Source organism: Vibrio sp. Vb0598, assembly GCF_033338935.1.
GTDB classification, from domain to species: Bacteria; Pseudomonadota; Gammaproteobacteria; order Enterobacterales; family Vibrionaceae; genus Vibrio; species Vibrio alginolyticus.
On sequence record NZ_JAWOTP010000015.1, the window covers coordinates 1 to 21,514 of the forward strand.

The following is a 21,514-nucleotide window of genomic DNA, read 5'->3' on the forward strand; positions in this document are numbered from 1 at the left end:
ATGATTTCCATCGATTCACGAATCGCAGTACCTGCTGTGATTACGTCATCCACTAGCATGATACGACCTTCAAGCGCAGAGCCTACAAGGTTACCGCCTTCGCCGTGATCTTTCGCTTCTTTACGGTTGAAGCAGTAAGGCGTGTCGACGTCATGATGATCCGCCAGCGCGACTGCTGTTGTCGTCGCGATTGGGATACCTTTGTACGCCGGGCCAAACAGCACATCAAACTCAATGCCAGAATCAGCAAGCGCTGCTGCGTAAAAACGACCAAGACGCGCTAGGTCACGACCAGTATTGAAAAGACCAGCGTTAAAGAAGTACGGGCTTTTACGGCCAGATTTCAAAGTAAACTCACCAAACTTAAGAACTTCTTTCTCAAGTGCAAACTCAATAAATTCACGCTGGTATGCTTTCATTATTTTCTCTCTATGTCCTTGGTTTCTTGTGTCTCTTCTCGACAATCATTCATTTCTCTATTGTCGAGATAAAAAAATAGCCCCCATAATGGGAGCTATTTAAATCAATTGGCTAACGCCGCCTTCTGCGCTGCGACAATTTCCGTAATGCCGACTTTCGCCGACTCTAGCAGAGCCATCAGCTGCTCGTGACTGAACGGTTCACCTTCTGCGGTGCCCTGAATTTCAATCATCTTGCCTTCTTCTGTCATTACCACGTTCATGTCTGTGTCTGCCGCTGAATCTTCAACGTACTCAAGGTCACACAGAACATCATCACCTAGCAAACCAACTGAAACTGCCGCTACGTGGCCTTTCATTGGGTTTGCTTTTAGCTTGCCGCTATCTACTAGGTGTTGGAATGCATCGGCCATTGCAACACTTGCGCCGCTGATGGATGCAGTACGCGTACCACCGTCAGCTTGGATAACGTCACAGTCAACGGTGATCATGAACTCACCCATGGCTTTTAGATCGACAACTGCACGTAGGCTTCGCGCGATAAGACGCTGAATTTCCATCGTACGGCCGCCTTGCTTTCCACTTGCCGCTTCACGACGAGTACGCGAATGTGTTGCTCGAGGTAGCATGCCGTATTCAGCTGTAACCCAGCCTTTACCTTGACCTTTTAGCCAACGTGGCACAGATTCTTCGACGGTCGCATTACACAACACTTTGGTGTTACCGAACTCAACTAGCACTGACCCTTCAGCGTAAGCTGTGTAGTTACGAGTAATTTTGATAGGGCGAACTTGATCCGCCTTGCGATCGTTTGGACGCATGGGCATCTACCTTAAATATGAGGAGAAGACGATTTGGTTGGGCGAAGATTATAACGGAATCGATTCCGGATTCATAGGTTACGCATCTGGCACAACATAAACAATCCATACATCCCGCGCACCTATCGACGCAGCATGATACACTCTTGAAGTAATTTTCAAAAAATGAAGACAGGAAAATTCGATGATTTACAGTATGACAGCGTATGCACGCAAAGAAGTAAAAGGCGATTGGGGTTCTGCGGTATGGGAAATCCGCAGCGTGAACCAGCGTTATTTAGAAACATACTTCCGCATGCCAGAGCAATTTCGCGGGTTAGAGCCCGTTTTACGTGAGCGTTTTCGTAAGCGCTTAGCGCGAGGCAAAGTAGAATGTAATCTACGTTTTGAAGCAAACCCTGCCGCAAAAGGTGAGCTTAGCATCAATGAAGCGCTTGCTAGCCAGGTAATTAAAGCCGCTGAACAAGTCATGCACATGACTGGTGAACTGAGCCGAATCAATCCATTTCAAGTTATGCAATGGCCGGGGGTAATGGAAACGCCAGAGCAAGACATGGATGCGGTAAATAAAGTGCTACTAGAAGCGTTTGATGGCGCAATGGATGAATTTATTGAAGCGCGCGCTCGTGAAGGCGAGAACATGAAGGCGCTGATTGAGCAACGCCTCGAAGCGATCACATCAGAAGTTGTGAAAGTGCGCGCACGCATGCCAGAAATACTAGAGTGGCAACGTGAGCGTCTGTTCTCTAAATTTGAAGATGCAAAAGTAGAGCTAGACCCATCTCGCGTTGAGCAAGAGCTTATCCTTCTGGCACAGAAATCAGACGTAGCAGAAGAGCTAGACCGTCTTGATTCTCACGTAAAAGAAACCACGAACATTCTGAAAAAAGGCGGCGCAGTGGGTCGTCGTCTAGATTTCATGATGCAAGAGTTCAACCGTGAATCGAACACGCTAGCGTCGAAATCCATCAGCACCGACATCACCGCATCGGGCGTTGAACTGAAAGTTCTAATTGAACAGATGCGTGAGCAGATCCAAAACATTGAATGATCTAAAAGTCATCGAGTATTGAAACAAAAAAGCCCCGCTAATACGGGGTTTTCTTTTATTCGTCTTTTTCCAAGGTACTGTTATCAACGTAGGGCCAATAATGGTGCCCAATTCTGATCAGCAAAGTAGCCGCAGCCAAAATAAACGCAGCCAGAGATAACCACACAACCAAAACTGCATCCAGCTCTTTCATTCCGAGTGTGATGTAGCGGGCGATGGCCATCATCGCGATGTAGATAGGATAGCGTACCGGAATTTTACCGTTCATCACGAACTGCTGCACCATAGCGAGCACTTCCAGATAGATAAACATCAACAGAATATCCGTGAGTAAGACACGCTTCTCTACAAATACGTGCACAAACTCTTGCATCATGGCGTACAACGTCGCCAAGGTAATAGAGACTAATAACACCGCCTCCAAAATATGGAAGATTTTCAGGAAAGGTCGACTAAAGGATTTCGGTAAATTCGACGGCATGGTCCATTATCCAAACAAAGAAAATAGGCCTTGAGTTTAGCATGCAACGATCTTCAATCAATCAGAATAAACATCAGTGCAAATCGACTCCAAGTCCTGGCATTTGCTTATAAAAACGCTCCGCTTATTTGGCGGAGCGCTTTTGTGTTATAGGACCTGTGGCATCACTTACGCCACTTGCTGCTTTTTTTCAGCTACGCGCTTTTTCTTCCGATATTTAGGGTGAGTGATCGGAATCGCAGATAGGAGTTTTTTGGTGTATTCGTTTTGCGGGTTTGCATAAATTTCTTTAGCACTGCCTGCTTCTACCACTTTACCAAAATACATCACGGCAACTTTGTCAGAAACATGTTTCACCACCGAGAGATCGTGAGAGATAAATATGATCGCCAAGTTCATTTCTTGTTGCAGTTGTAGCAATAGGTTCAAGATTTGCGCCTGTACCGACACATCTAACGCAGATACCGATTCATCACAAATCAGCAGTTTAGGCTTCAATGCAATCGCGCGAGCGATACCGATACGCTGCCGTTGCCCGCCTGAAAATTCATGTGGATAACGGTTTACTGCCGTTTCTGGTAATCCCACTTTGATTAAAAGCTCTTTTACCCATTGTTTACGCTCTGTTGGCGTGCCAATTTTATGAATAACAAACGGTTCTTCCAGAATCATACCGATGGTATGACGCTGATTGAGTGACTCCATTGGGTCTTGAAAGACGATTTGCATGTCTTTACGCAGCGATCGCATCTCTTTCACAGACAATTTAGTGATGTCTTTACCTTCAAAGAAAATCTTACCTTCTGTTGGCTCGTATAACTTTAAGATCGTGCGACCAAGGGTGCTTTTACCACAACCTGACTCACCAACTAGCCCCAGTGTTTCACCTTCAGAAACAGACAGTGAAACCCCGTCTACCGCTTTGATGGTGTAGCCTTTCTTGAACAGCCCTTTACCAGAAACAAAGTGCTGCTTAAGATTTTCAATTCTTAATACTTCTTTTGCCATAACATCCTCTTTTATGACTGGTTCACTTTGCCCAGTTAACTGGCAAACATACTGGCATCAATAGGCTTGATATCGATCATCTGCTTCGGCTCATTATCTAAGCTCGGCATCAATCCCATTAAACGCTCTGTGTATGGGTGCTGCGGGTTATCAAACAACTCAAAAATTTCTGCTTTTTCGACAATACGTCCGCCATACATCACGGCAACATCATCACACACTTCTGCCACAACCCCGAGATCGTGAGTGATGAAGATCATCGCCATGCCCGTTTCTTCCTGAAGCTCGTTCATCAGTTCAAGGATAGACGCCTGAACCGTAACATCCAACGCTGTAGTCGGTTCATCACAAATCAGAATATCCGGCTTACAGGCCAATGCCATCGCGATCATGACACGCTGGCGCATACCACCAGATAGGTTATGGGGATACTCATTCAATCGCTTCTCTGGCATTGGAATTTTTACTTTTGCCAGCATTTCAATCGAGTACGCCTCCCGCTCCTTTTTGTCGAGCTCAGGTCGATGGAGCTCAAGCACTTCACATATTTGACGACCAATGGTGTGCACTGGGTTGAGCGCCGTCATCGGGTCTTGGAAGATGATCGAAATGCGATCGCCACGCATGGCGTACATCTCTTCCGCAGGCAAATCAACTAGGTTGGTGCCGCGATAATTCACTTCACCTTTGATAATGTTGCCATATGGCTTAGGTAATAGCCCCATGATCGACATTGAGGTTACGCTCTTACCACTACCTGACTCTCCTACCAGACCGAGTGTACGTCCAGCTCTCACATCAAAGTTCACACCATGCAGAACCTTCACTGGCCCATCATCGGTGGTAAATTCAACTTCGAGATCTTTAACACTTAGGATTACATCGTTTTCCATAACCAATCCTTACAGCTTATAAGTGTCATCTACGACAACAACAGGTTCAAAAGCTTTGCCTGACTTCATCGCTTGTTTCGTTTCTTTTTTGATATCACTATCAATCCAGTAAGTGCCATCGCCTATGATTGCACCACTGAACAGCGCCTCTGTCATGCGATTCATTGGCTTATCTGGAAACTTTAACCAGCGCCAGTGACCATAGCGGACATAAGGAACCATGTAGCCTGGGACGATAACGTGAGCATCAATGATGTCACGCTGAATCTCATGACCTAGCTGGATCTTTTTATCCATATCCATGCCAAAACGATACTCGATGATCTTTTCATCCAGTTCAGGCGTGCTGTAGTTTGTGAAAGAGTTAGTTTGCGGCTTGTTCGCATTGACTGAATGGAAGTACTCCCAATACGTTGGGATCTCAGACGTACCCATATCTAAGAAAGCCAAATCGTGCTTTTTCTCACGTACGTATTTGAACATGGATGAGCCATCAACTAACTTGAGCTCAATATCCAGCCCTGCTAGCTTGGCTTGCTCACGCAAAAATGCAATACGAGGAGTATGAACAGGTGTTCCGTAGGTCAGCTCGAAGCTTAAGCGCTCACCTTTATCATTAACACGAATACCATCAGAACCAATTTTGTTAAAGCCTGCGGCTTCGAATGCCTCGGCCGCTTTTGCGGGATCGAACTTCGGTGCCTTAGCATCTGGTAGGGTGTATTTACCATGACCATAACCGGTCGGGTTCGGTTTACGGGAGTAGTCGCCACGCATGACATTCTCTATCATGCCATCAAAGTCAATCGCGTAAGTAATGCCCTTGCGAATGTTTAAATCATCCAGCAAAGGCATCGCGGTGTTCATCCATACACCACCAGCCCCAACTGGGAATTGGTTGTAACCCCAGAACTTTTGAATGTATCCCTTTTGGTAAGGTTCCGTATTCGATTTATCATGCCATAAGCTTGGTAAAACAAGACCAAATGCGTCCAGCTTCCCTTTCTCAAAGTGCTTCATCGCGATATCACTGTCGCGAATCACTGTGATGCGGATTTTGTCGACATTATAGCGATGTTGATAATACTTATTGCTGTAACCCCACCAGTCTTCACCGACATGTTTGAAGGTCACACTTTTACCTTTTTTAATGTCATCTAGGTAGTATGCACTGGTCGTTGGTTCACTTTTAAAATTGTAGTAGCGGACAAAGTTGTCATGTATACCGTCACCATTTTCATCTTTTGAAGGGTTAGCATAAAAATGTGCGGGACGTGGGCGCAGAGCCCCCATTCGTAACAGCAATTCTTCCGGATTAAACTCTTTCGCCGCCTTAACAGCAAACGTATGAGTGTCGTACTTGATAACATCCGCAATCGTTTTGTTGTAGTAATCGTTGTACCAAGGTTCCAAGATGTCTTTGGAACGATAAAACTTCAGCATGAACACGAAATCGTCGGCAGTCACAGGTTTGCCGTCCGACCATTTGGCTTCAGGGTTGAGTTTGAAATAGACCGTTTTGTTGTCACCTGCTAACGCCCACTCGTTAGCAAGCTCAGGTATGAACTCTAAAGTATCTGGGTGGCGGACCACCAAGCCTGGTGTTTCATCTAAGATAAAAGAACGTAGCCCTGCATTAGCGTCTGGACCAACACTACGTAACGTCTGCGGGAAACTTGACATAAAGGTGCGATAAGTCCCTCCACGTTTCGCTTCTAGCGAACCATATTGAGGCTCATCCCAGTTTGTTTGCCAGTTTAAGTCAGTCGGAAGCGTTGCTGACATTGCACCAAAACTCAGGGCGCTCAGCGTGGACGCTAAAAATAATTTCTTCATAAAACTTCCCTTTTTTATGTTTTGCTCACAATGCTCGCTTAAACATAGCGTGTGAATTTTTTCGGGTCGAAAGCCGCTCGAATGGCTTCACCAATAAAGGTCACCATTACCAGAACCAGAACAATAGAAGTCACTACTGACGCAACAATCCATGGCGAATCTAAGTTTGACTTACCTTGTTGCAGTAATTCCCCCCAACTTGGTGTTGGTGGCATCAAGCCTAAGCCTAGGTAATCGAGAGCAGTCAATGCTGTGATGTTAGCTGCAATAGTGAAAGGTGCTAGGGTTACAATCATCACCATCGTATTTGGCAAGATGTGATTAAACAAGATACGTCCAGTCGATGCCCCTAAAGCACGTGCCGCCATTACGTATTCTCGTGCCGCTTCTTTATAGGTCATGGTCCGCATGTACCATGTCATCCCCATCCAAGTGAAAAGCACGTTAATAGCGACAAAGAGAGCAAACGTCGGTTGAACGATTGAAACAAGAATCATTATGACGTACAAAAACGGTACCATTGACCAGATTTCGATAAGTCGCTGTACAAACAAGTCAAATTTACCGCCCCAAAAACCCATAGCACAACCGACTGCAGTACCGATCGCGTAGGAAATGGCCATCGTAAGCAACGCAAATCCCATCGCAGTTCTGAATCCGTAGACGAGTCGCGCCAAAATATCGCGACCTATCACATCTGTACCTAAATAATGCTTATTTTCGGCACTAGGTGCTGTTGGCGGGAAATCACCACTAAAATCTTGTTCATATGGGTTCCACGGCACAAGCGGCAAAATAACAAAGTTGTCGCCCCCTTCAGCCTCAAACGCTTTTTGCAGTACACGATAATCGGCTTCACTGGATGACTCTTGGCCGAATTCGCTACCTAAACGTACGTCACTGACAACAGGAAAATAGTAGCTACCATCGTACTTGACGACTAGCGCTTTACTGTTGATCAAAAGTTCGGCGAATAGAGAAAGGATCAACATGATAGAAAGAGCAACAAACGACCAATAGCCTCGTTTGATCTCTTTAAAGTGACGAATTTTCTTTTGAGTTAATGGACTAACTTTAATCATGTTACGCTCCAAACTTCACACGTGGGTCGACTAAAGCAACACAAATATCTGAAATGATGTTACCAATGAGCAGTAACAACGCATTAATGGCGACAATACCCATAACAACAGGGTAATCACGCTCCATGATTGATTCGTAACCCAATAAGCCAATGCCATCAATATTGAAGATAACTTCAATCAGGAAGGCACCGGTCATGAAGAACAACAAAGAGTTACCAAAGTGACTCGCGATCGGAATTAAGCTGTTACGCAACGCGTGCTTACGAACTGCTTTTTTGAAAGGTAATCCTTTCGCAATTGCGGTGCGGATGTAATCTGAGGAAAGGTTTTCCATCAGGTTATTTTTCATTGTCATCGTCAGCGTGGCAAAATCACCAATGAGGTAACAGATCAAAGGCAACACCGCATGCCACATAATGTCTTTAGCGCGTTCAAAGAAGGTTTCGTAATCGTCGAAGTCATCGCCGACAAAGCCTCCCATCGGAAACCATTCCAAGTGATAACTAAATAACGTGATCAGCAATACACCCACCACATAACCTGGTAGCGCGTAGCCTACGAAAATGAGTACTGAAGAAGCGGAATCAAACACAGAACCGTGCTTGAGTGCCTTATAGTAACCAAGAGGAATCGAGATAAAATAACTAATAAAGAAGGTCATGCCGCCATAAAACAACGACACTGGCAAACGCTCTGCGATCATGTCCGAGACAGGCTCGTAGTAACGCGTCGACTCGCCAAGATCTAGCATTACCAAACGACTTAACCACTCGACGTACGCTTCCGTTACAGGTTTATCCAGGCCATAAAACGCATTCAGCTCCGCGATTTGATCGTCAGAAAGGGCCGTATTACCACCCGCAGACGTCATTGATGCGGCGCCATCTCCCTGAGACTGCATTTGTGACAACATGCGTTCAACAGGTCCGCCAGGCACGAAACGAGTGATAGCAAAGATGAGAATAGTTATCCCGAGAAACGTTGGGATAACCAACGCCAAACGGCGTAAAAAGTACGACAGCATATACAACTTGCTCCTTGTCTACTGTCCAGTTCAAACGGAGTGAAAGAGGATATTTTCCGCCCAAAATGGTGCATATTTATCTCGTAGTAACTAAAACTGTTGAAGCACACTCCCTGCGCCTCAAGAGCTAGACTTTTCTACTACTGCAATAATTTCAGCGTCATATTTATCTTGAATCCACATCAGCTTCAAGTGTTTGAAACCAAAACATGACAAACTTCCTTCGATGTCGAAAAACAGAAATGTTTTTGTAAAAAATTATAAAAAACCACAAAAATAATTCATACAGAATATCAATCTAGGCTGTTTAGAGCCAAAACCCTACATAAAAATGCACCCTACACACATAAATAGACACATAATCCAAGGTTATATTTGACCTAAAAATACGAGTGAGCCCTTTAACAGCAATGGGTATCATATTTTGATACCACCTAATAAGTTCGAGCTAACAAAGTATGGATTCGATATAAAACTCATCTCAGAACAATTCACTGGAAAAATATCTTTTTCCAGATTCAATTACCCACTAAAAAACCATAGGCAAGATAAGTCATTAAAGTTTATAAGAAACACAAAATACGGTGTTTTATTGAAATTTAATCTCGATTCATAAACCTTATTCGGTTTTTTATTCCGCCTTTTAAATAAAGCCTGGTTATTTACATCTTTTTTACATTTAAGCATCCCCGTTTACCACTGGTTTGACTTCCTTTTTTCATCTCGGTTATACATTGGCCGAACGTTAACGAAATATTAACGTCACATTTGGCCGCTATGCGGCCAGACATAGGAAATAATAATAATCGGAGCAACAAGGATGTATAAAAACACAACCGCTTTATCTGTTGCGATAAGCCTTGCTTTGGGGACAGCAGCAGTTGCAGCCCCAGCAACAGCACTGGCAGAAGAGCAGCAAGTTGAAAAACTTCAAAAGATGAAAGTTACTGGTTCGCGTATCTCCACGACGGATATGGAAGGTCCTTCACCAGTTACTGTTATTAATAGTAAAGACATTGAGTCTAAAGGCTTTAACAGCGCGCAAGACGTATTGAACAGTTTGACCCAAAACACAGGTGGTGTAATGGCTCAAACAGACTCTTTCTCGTTTACACCAGCAGCGCAGTCAGTCAACTTACGTGGCCTTGGCGCGTCACGCACATTGATTCTTATTGATGGCCGTCGTCTTCCTCAATACCCGCTAGCACAAGATGGTACATCTAACTTCCAAGATATCGGCCAAATCCCTGTCGCCGCTATTGAGCGTGTTGAAGTAATGACCGACTCAGGTTCTGCTATCTACGGCTCCGACGCAATCGGTGGTGTCGTAAACTTCATTTTAAAGAAAGACTTTGATGGCGTTTCTGTAAAAGTACGCGCGGGTGACGCGACGGATGGTGGTTACCAAAATGGTCGTTTAGACGTTGTAGCTGGCAAAAACTTTGACGACAAACGTATTCTCTTCGTTGGCCAATTTGCGGGCAACGAAATGCTAAAGCAATCTGACCGAGATGATTGGGCTGGCGATGACGGTTCTAGCCGTTCTCAGCTAAGTGGCTACTCTAGCTACGGTGCAAACTTTGAAGGCGCCAACGGAACACTTCTAACACCAGCTGATGCTGGTTCTTCCTGTAAAGAAGTCGTTGGTGATGCCGCGATTGAACGAGCGGATGGAAAGTGTGGTGTTAACCGCTCTGCATACCGAACATTAAAACCAGAAAACAAACAAGTAGACCTACTTTTACGTGGTGAAATGGACATTAACGACAATGTCACTGCCATGGCAGAAGCCCGTTTTGGCTACAAGTCTACAGAATCTGAATTCGAACCTAACCCTTACAGCGTTGAAGTTGATGCCACTCACTTCCGCGGCGAAGGCGAATACACTCGCCGTATGGTCGAATTTGGACCACGCGAAAGTAACACTGAAGCCGATTCTTTTGGCTTAACCTTAGGCTTGAACGGCCTGCTTGCTGATACGTATGATTGGGACCTATCCGCTGGTTACTCTGAGCAAAGCGTTGAAACAAGCAACCCAGCAATCTTCCTAACTCTCGACCAAGCTGTACAAAATGGTGATGTCGATCTTCTAGGGCCTATCTCTCAAGACGTTGTAGACAAATACAGCGGCACTTCAAGCAAAGAAGCTTACTCAAAGCTTTACTCTGTTAACGGCTCACTGGCTGGTGATTTGGTTGAACTTCCTGCAGGTATGTCTGGCTTTGCTGTTTATGGTGAATGGAACCGTACTGACTACAATGAGACGATTGATGCGACAACAGCAGCGGGTGGTTTCTCTGGTCTAGGTGGAACATCAGGCGGCGGTGACCGCGATCAGATTGGTCTTGGTGTTGAAGCTCTTATTCCTATCATTGAAGATTTAGAAATGACTGTCGCTGGTCGTTACGACCACTACTTCGACGACTCGGCAACTGGCGGCGCATTCACTCCTAAAGTAGCCCTAGCATACCGTCCTACTGACACCCTATTGCTACGTGGTAGCTACGGTCTAGGCTTCCGAGCTCCAGACTTGAAGCGACTATTTGGTGATCAAACTCGAGGCTTTGGTTCTGGTTTTGACCCTGTGCTTTGTGCCAACGCTGGTGGTAGCGGCCCACAAGATAAAGACAAGTACCCAGAGTGTGATACTCAGTACTTCGATACGCTTAATGGCCCTAACTCTGAGCTGAAAGAAGAAACAAGTACAAACATTAACTTGGGCCTAGCGTGGGAGCCTGTGGATGATCTTGGTGTAACTGTTGACTGGTACCACATCAAGATGGAAGACGTCGTAACAGCACCAACTTACCAAGACGTAATTAACGATCCAGGTAAATACCCAGGTACTGAAGTCGTTCGTAACCCAGATGGCACCATCAAGTCGGTATCCTATGGTCCAGTGAACCAGTCGTATGAAGAGCGTTCTGGTATTGACCTAGCGATCAAATACGCATACGACACTAATGAGTTCGGTTCATTTAACACGCGTGTTGCTGTAACGAAGATCTTGATTGCTGAATATCAAGAAAACGACAGCGAGCCTGTAACGGATGAAAGAGATTTCATGCCTGAATACACCGCAACGTTAAATCTTGGCTGGGCATATGAAGATGTCGCTATCAACCTATTTGGTAAATACCGCGACCGTATGTGTTCAAGCTACGCAAACCGTTACTACTTTGATGACTGTGATTCTGCTAAAAAAGCGGGTTACAAAGCAGAAATCGCTAGTATGACAACGTGGAACCTAACGGCTTCTTACCAATTCAACGAGAGTGGTCGTGTAACTCTTGGTGCTATCAACATGTTTGACAAAGTACCGCCTGCAGATCCTCTAAGCGATACCTCTCCATTCTATGCAACTGGGTATGACGATCCAATCGGACGTCAGCTATACGTCGAGGCATCATACGACTTCTAAAAAATATTTGGCGCGGGTTTTCCGCGCCCTTTTCGACTGACTAAAACACTGACAAGGATGCAACCATGAAATTCAAGGAATTTGGTCTCAGTGCCATAGCTGCAGCATTGCTTACTATCAGTAGTAGCTCTATAGCGGCCAACTCTGGTGCTGTCGTTTCCACACAAGCAAAAGCAAATCAATCTTCAGAAGCTTCGCAACAAAAAATCGACAATTATGCCGAAAGTACTGAAGGCATGTTGGCAGAATACAAAGGCTTACTACGTCAAATCGACAGCATGAAAGTCTACAACGAGCAAATTAACCGTATGGTTCAATCACAGCAAGGTGAATTGGACTCATTAAATAACCAAATTGCTCAGATCGATCAAACGGCAACAGAAGTAGTGCCACTAACACTTAAAATGATCGATGCACTCGATGAGTTTGTGACTCTCGATCTGCCTTTCCAGAAAAAAGAACGTAATAAACGTGTCCAAGAACTGCGTCGTCTCATGGATCGCGCCGACGTAACGACTTCTGAGAAATTCCGTAAAGTGATGGAAGCCTACCAAATTGAAGAAGGCTTCTCTCGCTCAATTGAATCTTACAAAGCTAGCCTAGATAGAAATGGGGAAACCGTGACTTACGACTTCCTACGTATTGGTCGCACGGCGCTTTTATTCCAATCTCCAGACGGTGGTGAGACAGGTATGTGGAACCAACAAACACGTCAATGGGAAACATTACCGGAAAGCTACCGCATAGCGGTACAGCAAGGCCTTCGTATCGCGAAGAAGCAAGCGCCACCAGCGCTAATCAAATTGCCTGTATATGCTGGGGAGGAATAAGAGATGAAAGGATTCAAAACTCTAGCCGCTGGCCTACTAGCGAGCTTATTTATGGTTTCTGGCGTACAAGCAGAAGCGCCTAAAAACTTATCTGAACTACTTAAAAACGTAAAATCAGAAAGCATCGTTGAGTCGAAAGAGAACAAAGCCCGTGAAGCTGAGTTCAAGAACAATCGCGATAAGCAAGCGGTATTATTGCAACAAGCTCGCGAAGAGTTAGCTGCGCAGCAAGCACTGGGCGATCAACTTAAAGCAACATTTGATGAAAACGATAAGCAGCTAACTGAACTAACAGAAACCCTACGTGTTCGCTCTGGTACTTTGGGCGAAATGTTTGGTGTGGTCCGCCAGTATGCGGGCGAGTTTAAGGGCTTATTTGCAGCCTCTCAAAACGCTGTTCAGTTCCCAGAGCGTGACGCTCTACTAACGAAACTGGCTGAAAGCAAAGAACTGCCATCAACACAAGAGCTAGAAGCATTCTGGCATACCATTCTTCAACAAGTGGTTGCCTCAGGCGAGACAGCAACAACCCAAGCAACGGTTGTTTATGGCGAAGGTAAAGAAGCGGTTCGCGATGTTACTCTTGTCGGTGAATTTAACGCGATTGCCGATGGTAAGTACGTTACTTATGTACCTCAAACAGGTAAGTTCGAAGAACTCTCTCGACAACCTCGCACCAATATTACACGTCATGTTGCGGGCTTTGAGTCAGCGTCAAACAGCTATGAGCCACTGTTTATTGACCCATCCCGTGGTGTAATTCTGTCTCTACTTGTACAAAGCCCTACCGTTCAAGAACGTATTGATCAAGGTGGCATTGTAGGTTACGTCATCCTTGGTATGGGTGCAGTTGGCGCTATCATTGCTCTAGTTTGCTTCCTACGCCTTCAAGTGATTGGCGGTAAAATGCGTAAGCAAGCGAAATCAGAAACCGTGATTCCTGGTAACCCTCTGGGTGAAGTTATCCAAGCTTACCAAGAACACAAAGGTGACAACCTTGAAGATCTTGAAGCGAAACTGGACGAAATCATCCTACGTAACGCACCGAGCATTGAACGCTTTATCAGCTCAATCAAACTGTTCGCTTCTGTAGCACCACTTCTAGGTCTACTGGGTACGGTTATGGGTATGATCGGTACGTTCCAAGCAATCACACTATTTGGTACAGGTGATCCTAAGCTAATGGCTGGCGGTATCTCTGAAGCTCTTGTTACAACCATGCTAGGTCTGGTTGTCGCAATTCCATTGCTGTTCCTTTACACCATCGTACACAGTAAAGGTCGTCGTTTGGTTCAAACTCTTGAAGAACAGAGTGCAGGCTTCATCGCTCGCTATCAGGAAAAACTACATAAAGCCGAAAGCTAAGGAGGCGTTATGTGGTGGTTAGTTGGAGAACTTGAATCAATTAGGCGCTTCTTGGGAATGGGTGGCGATGTACTCGTCGCCATCTTCATCCTCAGCTTTATGCTGTGGGCAGTATTGTTAGAACGTTGGTTCTATTTTGCTGCCGTCGCTCCAAAAGCCATGAAAAAAGCCGTTGGCTCATGGCAGGAGCGCTCAGAGCACCAGAGCTGGAACGCTAAGATGATCCGACAAGAAATTGTTTCTCGTCAGGACATTGAGAATAAAAAGGGCCTGCCAATCGTGAAAGTATTGATTGCGCTTTGTCCCTTACTGGGTTTGCTCGGCACCGTTGTTGGCATGATCCAAGTATTCGACATCTTAGCGGTAACAGGAACAGGAAGCCCTCGAGCAATGGCCTCGGGGATCTCAAAGGCAACAATCCCAACTTTAGCCGGGATGGTGGCTTCTCTATCAGGACTGTTCTTTAGTTCACGTCTTGATCATTTAGCCAAAGTCACAACGCAAAAGCTGGAAGATAAGCTAAAGCATATTGCCTGAGTAAATGGAATTAGAGGTATAGGTCATGAAAAGACGCTATAGCAGTGATAGCAGTGATGAAACCGCTATCGATATGACACCGATGCTCGACATCGTATTCATCATGTTGATCTTCTTTATCGTAACAACATCGTTCGTAAAAGAAGCTGGTCTAGAAGTAAACCGCCCGACGGCAAGCTCTGCGCAAACCGTGAAAAAAGGTAACATAATGGTCGCAGTTGGTGCGGCGGGTGATGTTTGGGTTGATAAACGCCGCATCGAAGTGGACGCGGTTCGCGCGAATATTGAACGTCTTCGTGCAGAAAGCCCTGATGGCGCAGTTGTTATCCAAGCCGACACAGAAGCAAATGCTGGCGTAGTCGTGAAGGTTATGGACCAGATCAAAATGGCAGGTGTAGAAAGCATCTCCATTGCCGCAACCAATAAGGATTAAGCTTATGCGGTATCTGGCCTCAATTGCACTGGCGCTCATTGTCTCCCTCGGGTTGTTCTGGGGGATGGACAAGCTAGTAAACAAAGAGCGCCACGAGTTAGTGTCGAATGATGACCTGCGTATGGTCGAGTTTATTCGCATTAAACCAGACGAAAAAATACAGGAGAAAAAACGCGAACTTCCAAAGCCACCACCGCCTAAGCGTCCGCCGCCGCCGCCAGAAATGAAAGTGACAGCGACAGTAAAACCGGTGATGGAGCAGACCCCAATGGATATGCCAAAGCTTGACCTACCCGTAAATGTTACAGGTGGTTCGGTGCTTGGACATTATAGCCAGGGTGGAGGTGCGCAACTCGCGGGTAGCGGAGGTCCAACACCTCTAGCGACATTCCAACCTCAAATGCCTAGGAAGGCTGCGAAAGCAGGAATAGAAAAAGGGGTCGTCTTATTAGAGTTTACTGTCAACGCACGTGGTGCCGTAGAGGACATCAAAGTTCTTAAAGAGCAACCACGACGCTTAGGCCTCGGTCGAGCGGCAAGAAAAACAGTCTCTAAATGGACATTTAAACCAAAATTGGTTGACGGGAAACCTGTTAGCTCGCGCCTATCGCAAGAAATAGAGTTCTCAACCAATTAAGGAGTCACGATGAAAAGTTTATGGAAAAGCAAAGTGGCTTCTTTAATTCTCTTCGCAGGAGTGGCAATGACCGCTCCTACGATGGCAAAAGAAGCTCCTCAGTTATCAGATCGGACATTTCGAACCGTTAACAAAGTGCAAGAGTTGATCGCAACTGAAAAATATTCAGCAGCGAAAGAAAAACTAGCAAGCGCTTTAGAAAGCACAAGTTCGAAAAAATACGACCGAGCAGTTTTACTTCAGCAGACTGGCTTTTTGTATTCGCTACAAGACAATTATGTGCAAGCAGCAAAATACTTTGCCGAAGCATTACAGCTCGACGCACTTCCCGTTCCTGTTGCTCAACAAGTTCGCTACAGCTTGGCTCAGCTTTACCTAGCTGAAGAAAAGTATACGTTGTCTGTAAAAACGATGAAGGAATGGTTCAAGGTTGCAGAAACAACCAAAGAGAAGCCTCAAGCTCATGCTTATATCACGTTAGCGAGCGCTTATGTTCAGTTGGAAGATTACAAAAATGCAATCCCGCCAACCAAAAAAGCCATCGCGATGAGCAAGAGCCCAAGTGAGTCTTGGTACTTAATTCTCGTTGCATCTCACTACGAGTTAGGCCAGCTGAAAAGCGTTGCCAGTGTACTCAAAACTCTGACTTCAAAGTACCCTCAGAAAAAGCGTTACTGGATGCAACTTTCTGGTGTCTACATGGAGCTAGGTCAAGAGCGCAACTCTCTAGCCACCCTAGAAATGGTTTACAAAATGGGGAAACTAGAAGGAGAGAAGGAATATTTACGCTTTGTAAACTTCTTGGCTTATCAAGGTATTCCATATAAAGCAGCCAAAACTCTTGAAAAGGAAATGGCAGCTGGAAACATTGAAAAGACGAAGGAAAACTATGACCGCCTAGCCAGTTTCTGGCAGCAAGCTAAAGAGCTAGATAAATCAATTCTCGCTTATAAAAAGTCATATAACCTCGCTCCTTCTGCTAAAACGCAAATTCAGATTGCTCGCTTAATGATACAAGACAAGCAGTATTCTGAAGCAACTCGTTTTGTAGAAAGCGCGGCATCCAGTGCCTCTAAAGAGCAAAAGGCAGAACTTGAATACATTCGCGGGATGGCCTATTTCGAGCTTAAGCAACCACAAAAGGCCTTGCAGGCGATGAAAGGCGCTGCTCAATCGCCAAAATTCAGGTCAACCGTTAGCCCTTGGATAAATTTCCTAGAGTCTCAAGGATAATTCGAAGATTAAGTGTGAGTCAGTCGCACGCCTGGGGAAGTGAAAGCTTCCCCTTTTTTCCGTTTTATCTTTATTAACCCCTATTTTTAACCAGAGTCACTCACGCAAGCCAAATCGGGACTCTAAACCTAAAATCAGCACACTAAACGGTTGTAGAAATGGTTTTAATAACAGAGTGCGCGGATGGTAAGTCCTGTACCACGCTCCTTCTTCGCTGTTTAGGAACACTCTGGCGTAAGTAACTATTTCATCTGGGACGATCACAGACAGAAAGATCAACTGGTAACAAAATAGAGATCATGATACTCTTCGCCTCCATTTTTCTGGCGGGATTATCACCAACATCCACCCCTTTGGTGGTTGATTTCTCAATGCCAGTGCTATCGTTATAAGAATGTCGAACTTTCCTTCGGCACTCAATCAATCCAATCAAAAGTGGAACAGTACAATGGGCAAAGGTACTCTCTATATCGTATCTGCACCTAGCGGCGCAGGTAAATCTAGCTTGATCTCAGCGATGTTGGAACGCAACCCAACCTACGCAATGAAAGTGTCTGTGTCTCACACCACGCGCAACATGCGACCTGGTGAAGAAAATGGTGTCCACTACCATTTTGTAGCGAAAGATGAGTTTGAAGCCCTGATCGCTAAAGGTGACTTCCTAGAATACGCAGAAGTGTTTGGTAATTATTACGGCACATCTCGTGTATGGATTGAAGAAACACTAAATAAAGGTATCGACGTTTTTCTAGATATCGACTGGCAAGGCGCACGCCAAATCCGTGAACAAATGCCAGAAGCCAAAAGCATCTTCATCCTGCCACCATCAAACGGTGAGTTAGAGCGTCGCTTGAACACTCGTGGTCAAGATAGCGATGAAGTGATCGCAAAGCGTATGGCTGAAGCCAAGTCGGAAATCTCTCATTACAACGAGTACGACTACGTGATCGTAAACGACGATTTTGATACCGCTTTGATGGATTTTAAAGCTATCTTGCGTGCTGAAAGATTGAAGGAAGAAAAGCAAGCTGCTAAATATAAAGGTATGCTTGACGCGTTGTTAGCAGAGTAACTTCAAAAAAGTCACGCTGTAAAACATAAAGAATTTCCCGTTTTTTGCCCAGTGCGAAAAACACAATAAACTACCTGAGAAAGTCCACAAACGGTGGCTTGTCTAATTGCTAGTAAATAAAGTAGTTAGGTTGTATACTTTCTCGTCATTCTAAAATTTTAGTTAACTATTTGGAGTCCTCATGGCACGCGTAACTGTTCAAGACGCTGTTGAAAAAGTTGGCAACCGTTTCGACCTAGTACTGATTGCGGCTCGCCGCGCTCGTCAAATGCAAACTGGCGGTAAAGATGCACTAGTGCCAGAAGAGAACGATAAGCCAACGGTTATCGCTCTACGCGAAATCGAAGAAGGTTTAATTACTAAAGAAGTTCTAGACGCTCGTGAACGTCAAGAACAGCAAGAGCAAGAAGCGGCAGAGCTAGCGGCAGTAAGCAGCATCGCTCACAACCGTTAATTCTGACTTTAGAATTCAACAACCTCCCGGGCCTATAATTTGTATCTATTCGATAGCCTCAAAGACGTTGCCCAAGAATACCTAACAGAGCCTCAGATTGAGGCTCTGCGTCAATCTTATGTGGTAGCGAGAGATGCCCATGAAGGGCAAACCCGCTCTAGCGGTGAACCATACATCATCCACCCTGTCGCTGTGGCTCGTATCTTGGCCGAAATGCGCCTTGATATCGAAACCCTCCAAGCTGCTTTGCTGCATGACGTCATTGAAGACTGTGATGTAACTAAAGAAGATCTCGAAGAGAAATTCGGCAACACTGTCGCAGAATTGGTTGATGGTGTATCTAAACTGGACAAACTCAAATTCCGCGATAGGAAAGAGGCTCAGGCTGAGAACTTTCGTAAGATGGTTCTGGCCATGGTGCAAGATATCCGCGTCATTCTGATCAAACTGGCTGACCGCACGCACAACATGCGTACGCTTGGCGCGCTTCGACCAGATAAAAAGCGTCGTATTGCTCGTGAAACGTTAGAAATTTACGCGCCCCTCGCTCATCGTCTTGGTATTCACAATATCAAAACCGAACTCGAAGAGTTGGGCTTTGAGGCGCTATATCCCAACCGCTACCGCGTACTGAAAGAAGTGGTTAAAGCCGCACGTGGTAATCGTAAAGAGATGATCCAACGCATTCACAGCGAAATAGAAGGCCGTCTGCAAGATTTTGGCTTGAATGCTCGCGTCGTTGGTCGTGAGAAAAACCTGTTCTCTATCTACAACAAGATGAAAACCAAAGAACAGCGCTTTCACACCATCATGGATATCTATGCGTTCCGAGTCGTTGTTGATACCGCTGATACTTGTTATCGCGTTTTAGGCCAAGTACACAGCTTGTATAAGCCACGTCCTGGTCGCATGAAAGATTACATCGCGGTACCAAAGGCGAACGGCTATCAATCGCTACACACTTCCATGGTTGGCCCACACGGCGTACCTGTTGAAGTTCAGATCCGTACTGAAGATATGGATCAAATGGCGGACAAAGGTGTCGCGGCACACTGGTCTTACAAAGACAAAGGCGACAAGTCTGGTACCACTGCGCAAGTGAAAGCTCAGCGTTGGATGCAAAGCCTGTTAGAGCTACAACAAAGCGCGGGTAACTCATTCGAATTCATTGAAAACGTAAAATCCGATCTTTTCCCAGATGAGATTTACGTCTTCACACCAAAAGGTCGTATCGTTGAACTACCTTTAGGCGCAACGGCTGTCGACTTTGCCTATGCCGTACATACCGATGTAGGCAACTCTTGTGTTGGTGCTCGTGTTGATCGTAACCCTTACCCATTGAGTAAGGCATTGAAAAACGGTCAGACAGTGGAAATTATCAGTGCCCCTGGTGCGCGTCCGAATGCGGCATGGCTGAACTATGTCGTGACTTCTCGTGCCCGCACTAAGATTCGACAAGTACTGAAAACGATGCGTCGTGAAGAGTCGATTACTTTAGGTCGTCGCCTACTTAATCACGCACTTGGCCGTCACTCGATTGATTCAATTTATCCAGAAAATATCCAAGAAGTCTTGAATGATCTTCGCCTAGAAAGCATCGATGATTTATTGGCTGCTATTGGATTGGGTGAGTTGATGAGCATTGTGATCGCACGTCGTCTCCTTGGTGACACCGAAGAGCTCACGACAACAAGTTCAATCCCAACGGACTCGAAGAAGAAGCTTCCGATTCGTGGCGCAGAAGGCTTATTGCTGACGTTTGCAAATTGTTGTCATCCTATCCCAGATGATCACATTATTGCTCACGTATCGCCTGGTCGTGGTTTGGTTGTTCACCGAGAAACATGTCCAAACGTTCGTGGTTATCAGAAAGAGCCAGACCGTTATATGGCTGTCGCTTGGTCTGAAGACTACGATAAAGAGTTCATTGCTGAACTTAAAGTCGACATGCTTAACAACCAAGGTGCTCTTGCAGAACTGACCAACGTGATCTCGAAAACAGGATCAAACATTCATGGCCTTTCAACGGAAGAACGTGATGGTCGTCTATACACTGTGACTGTGCTGTTGACGACGAAAGATCGTGTCCACCTTGCTGGTATCATGCGTAAGATTAAGGCAATGCCTCAAGCAACCCGAGTCAGACGCAGAAAGAACTAACCTCTATCGCCACCTACTCTGTTAGGTGGCGATTTTTTATACCTCAATAAATATGAACCTAGAACGTTACAACCGTATTCACCAAGTCCTAAAAACTCGCCAAACTGATCTGACACTTTGTCTCGAAGAAGTACATAAGCCAAACAACGTCTCTGCTGTGATCCGCACCGCTGACGCGACAGGCTTACACAAAGTTCACGCAATTTGGCCAGACAAAATGCGTACGCTGAGCCATACCTCAGCTGGCGCGCGTAACTGGGTTGAAGTGGATACTCACGATTCGATTGAAACTGCGATTACCGAACTCAAAGCGCAAGGTATGCAGGTTTTGGTGACCAATCTTTCGGACACCGCCGTCGATTTTCGCGAGATCGACTACACCAGACCAACGGCAATCATTTTAGGCAGTGAAAAAGTTGGCGCTTCAGAGCAAGCCAAACAGCTTGCCGATCAAGACATTATTATCCCAATGGTGGGCATGGTGCAGTCACTAAACGTATCGGTTGCCAGTGCCGTAATTTTGTATGAAGCGCAACGTCAACGTGAAGCCGCAGGCATGTACGACCGAGAAGAAAGCGCTCTGCCTAAAGAGACAATCAACCGTATTCTCTTTGAACGTGGTCACCCAGTGCTGGCAAAGGTCGCGAAACGAAAAGGGCTCGTTTACCCACCACTCGATGAAGAAGGTCAAATCATCGCCGATGACGCGTGGTGGCAAGAGATGCAAAGCAAGTAACAGACTTTCGTCATCCTG

Annotated in this window: 20 protein-coding genes; 12 read left to right on the forward strand and 8 right to left on the reverse strand. The window is 45.5% G+C overall.

Going from position 1 to position 21,514, the window contains the following annotated elements; genetic code table 11:
• The coding region (gene pyrE / locus R7Q38_RS15305) for an orotate phosphoribosyltransferase (protein ID WP_318114278.1) at positions 1 to 419 on the reverse strand (419 nt) is incomplete at its 3' end.
• Between the two features lie 104 nt (positions 420 to 523).
• On the reverse strand, positions 524 to 1,240 hold the full coding sequence (rph, locus tag R7Q38_RS15310) for a ribonuclease PH (protein WP_017634994.1): 717 nt from the start codon (positions 1,238 to 1,240) through the stop codon (positions 524 to 526).
• Between the two features lie 184 nt (positions 1,241 to 1,424).
• Here rph and R7Q38_RS15315 point away from each other — a divergent pair, with 184 nt between their 5' ends.
• Positions 1,425 to 2,291: a YicC/YloC family endoribonuclease gene (locus R7Q38_RS15315; protein WP_005384776.1), complete on the forward strand. Its 867-nt coding sequence runs from the start codon at positions 1,425 to 1,427 to the stop codon at positions 2,289 to 2,291.
• A gap of 55 nt (positions 2,292 to 2,346) precedes the next feature.
• Here R7Q38_RS15315 and R7Q38_RS15320 read toward each other — a convergent pair whose 3' ends face one another.
• The 6 genes from R7Q38_RS15320 to R7Q38_RS15345 form a co-directional block, all read right to left on the reverse strand.
• Entirely contained in the window at positions 2,347 to 2,772 is a 426-nt protein-coding gene (locus R7Q38_RS15320) for a phosphate-starvation-inducible protein PsiE (protein ID WP_025768316.1), read from the reverse strand.
• Between the two features lie 168 nt (positions 2,773 to 2,940).
• Positions 2,941 to 3,780, reverse strand: coding sequence for an ABC transporter ATP-binding protein (locus R7Q38_RS15325; RefSeq protein WP_005379372.1), 840 nt, complete (start codon positions 3,778 to 3,780; stop codon positions 2,941 to 2,943).
• A gap of 35 nt (positions 3,781 to 3,815) precedes the next feature.
• Positions 3,816 to 4,673 (reverse strand): ABC transporter ATP-binding protein, encoded by an 858-nt coding sequence (locus R7Q38_RS15330; protein WP_005379371.1) that lies wholly within the window; start codon positions 4,671 to 4,673, stop codon positions 3,816 to 3,818.
• A gap of 9 nt (positions 4,674 to 4,682) precedes the next feature.
• Complete coding sequence (locus tag R7Q38_RS15335) at positions 4,683 to 6,509, reverse strand: extracellular solute-binding protein (protein ID WP_161446244.1); 1,827 nt, start codon at positions 6,507 to 6,509, stop codon at positions 4,683 to 4,685.
• Positions 6,510 to 6,547: 38 nt separating this feature from the next.
• Entirely contained in the window at positions 6,548 to 7,591 is a 1,044-nt protein-coding gene (locus R7Q38_RS15340; RefSeq protein WP_005379369.1) for an ABC transporter permease, read from the reverse strand.
• A 1-nt stretch (position 7,592) separates the two neighbouring features.
• Positions 7,593 to 8,618, reverse strand: a complete 1,026-nt coding sequence (locus tag R7Q38_RS15345; RefSeq protein WP_005384771.1) for an ABC transporter permease subunit — start codon at positions 8,616 to 8,618, stop codon at positions 7,593 to 7,595.
• A gap of 820 nt (positions 8,619 to 9,438) precedes the next feature.
• Between R7Q38_RS15345 and R7Q38_RS15350 the strand changes: the two genes are divergently transcribed.
• From R7Q38_RS15350 to trmH, 11 genes are all read left to right on the forward strand, one after another.
• On the forward strand, positions 9,439 to 12,039 hold the full coding sequence (locus R7Q38_RS15350) for a TonB-dependent receptor plug domain-containing protein (RefSeq protein ID WP_017634998.1): 2,601 nt from the start codon (positions 9,439 to 9,441) through the stop codon (positions 12,037 to 12,039).
• Positions 12,040 to 12,104: 65 nt separating this feature from the next.
• Positions 12,105 to 12,869, forward strand: coding sequence for a DUF3450 domain-containing protein (locus R7Q38_RS15355; RefSeq protein ID WP_005379365.1), 765 nt, complete (start codon positions 12,105 to 12,107; stop codon positions 12,867 to 12,869).
• 3 nt (positions 12,870 to 12,872) lie between these two features.
• Positions 12,873 to 14,234: a MotA/TolQ/ExbB proton channel family protein gene (locus tag R7Q38_RS15360; RefSeq protein ID WP_182038434.1), complete on the forward strand. Its 1,362-nt coding sequence runs from the start codon at positions 12,873 to 12,875 to the stop codon at positions 14,232 to 14,234.
• Between the two features lie 9 nt (positions 14,235 to 14,243).
• Positions 14,244 to 14,771: a MotA/TolQ/ExbB proton channel family protein gene (locus R7Q38_RS15365; protein ID WP_047103760.1), complete on the forward strand. Its 528-nt coding sequence runs from the start codon at positions 14,244 to 14,246 to the stop codon at positions 14,769 to 14,771.
• A gap of 25 nt (positions 14,772 to 14,796) precedes the next feature.
• Entirely contained in the window at positions 14,797 to 15,204 is a 408-nt protein-coding gene (locus R7Q38_RS15370) for an ExbD/TolR family protein (protein ID WP_005379359.1), read from the forward strand.
• Between the two features lie 4 nt (positions 15,205 to 15,208).
• Positions 15,209 to 15,841, forward strand: a complete 633-nt coding sequence (locus tag R7Q38_RS15375; RefSeq protein WP_005379353.1) for an energy transducer TonB — start codon at positions 15,209 to 15,211, stop codon at positions 15,839 to 15,841.
• A gap of 9 nt (positions 15,842 to 15,850) precedes the next feature.
• Positions 15,851 to 17,074 (forward strand): tetratricopeptide repeat protein, encoded by a 1,224-nt coding sequence (locus tag R7Q38_RS15380; RefSeq protein WP_169644337.1) that lies wholly within the window; start codon positions 15,851 to 15,853, stop codon positions 17,072 to 17,074.
• 448 nt (positions 17,075 to 17,522) lie between these two features.
• A complete protein-coding gene (gene gmk, locus R7Q38_RS15385) occupies positions 17,523 to 18,146 on the forward strand; it encodes a guanylate kinase (RefSeq protein WP_005379347.1) in 624 nt (207 codons plus the stop codon).
• 181 nt (positions 18,147 to 18,327) lie between these two features.
• Positions 18,328 to 18,600 carry a DNA-directed RNA polymerase subunit omega gene (rpoZ, locus tag R7Q38_RS15390; RefSeq protein ID WP_005379346.1) on the forward strand — a complete coding sequence of 91 codons (273 nt, stop codon included), beginning with the start codon at positions 18,328 to 18,330 and terminating at the stop codon, positions 18,598 to 18,600.
• A gap of 39 nt (positions 18,601 to 18,639) precedes the next feature.
• Positions 18,640 to 20,760 (forward strand): bifunctional GTP diphosphokinase/guanosine-3',5'-bis pyrophosphate 3'-pyrophosphohydrolase, encoded by a 2,121-nt coding sequence (gene spoT, locus R7Q38_RS15395; protein WP_005379340.1) that lies wholly within the window; start codon positions 18,640 to 18,642, stop codon positions 20,758 to 20,760.
• A gap of 52 nt (positions 20,761 to 20,812) precedes the next feature.
• A complete protein-coding gene (gene trmH / locus R7Q38_RS15400; protein ID WP_017635001.1) occupies positions 20,813 to 21,496 on the forward strand; it encodes a tRNA (guanosine(18)-2'-O)-methyltransferase TrmH in 684 nt (227 codons plus the stop codon).
• The last annotated feature ends 18 nt before the right edge of the window (positions 21,497 to 21,514 follow it).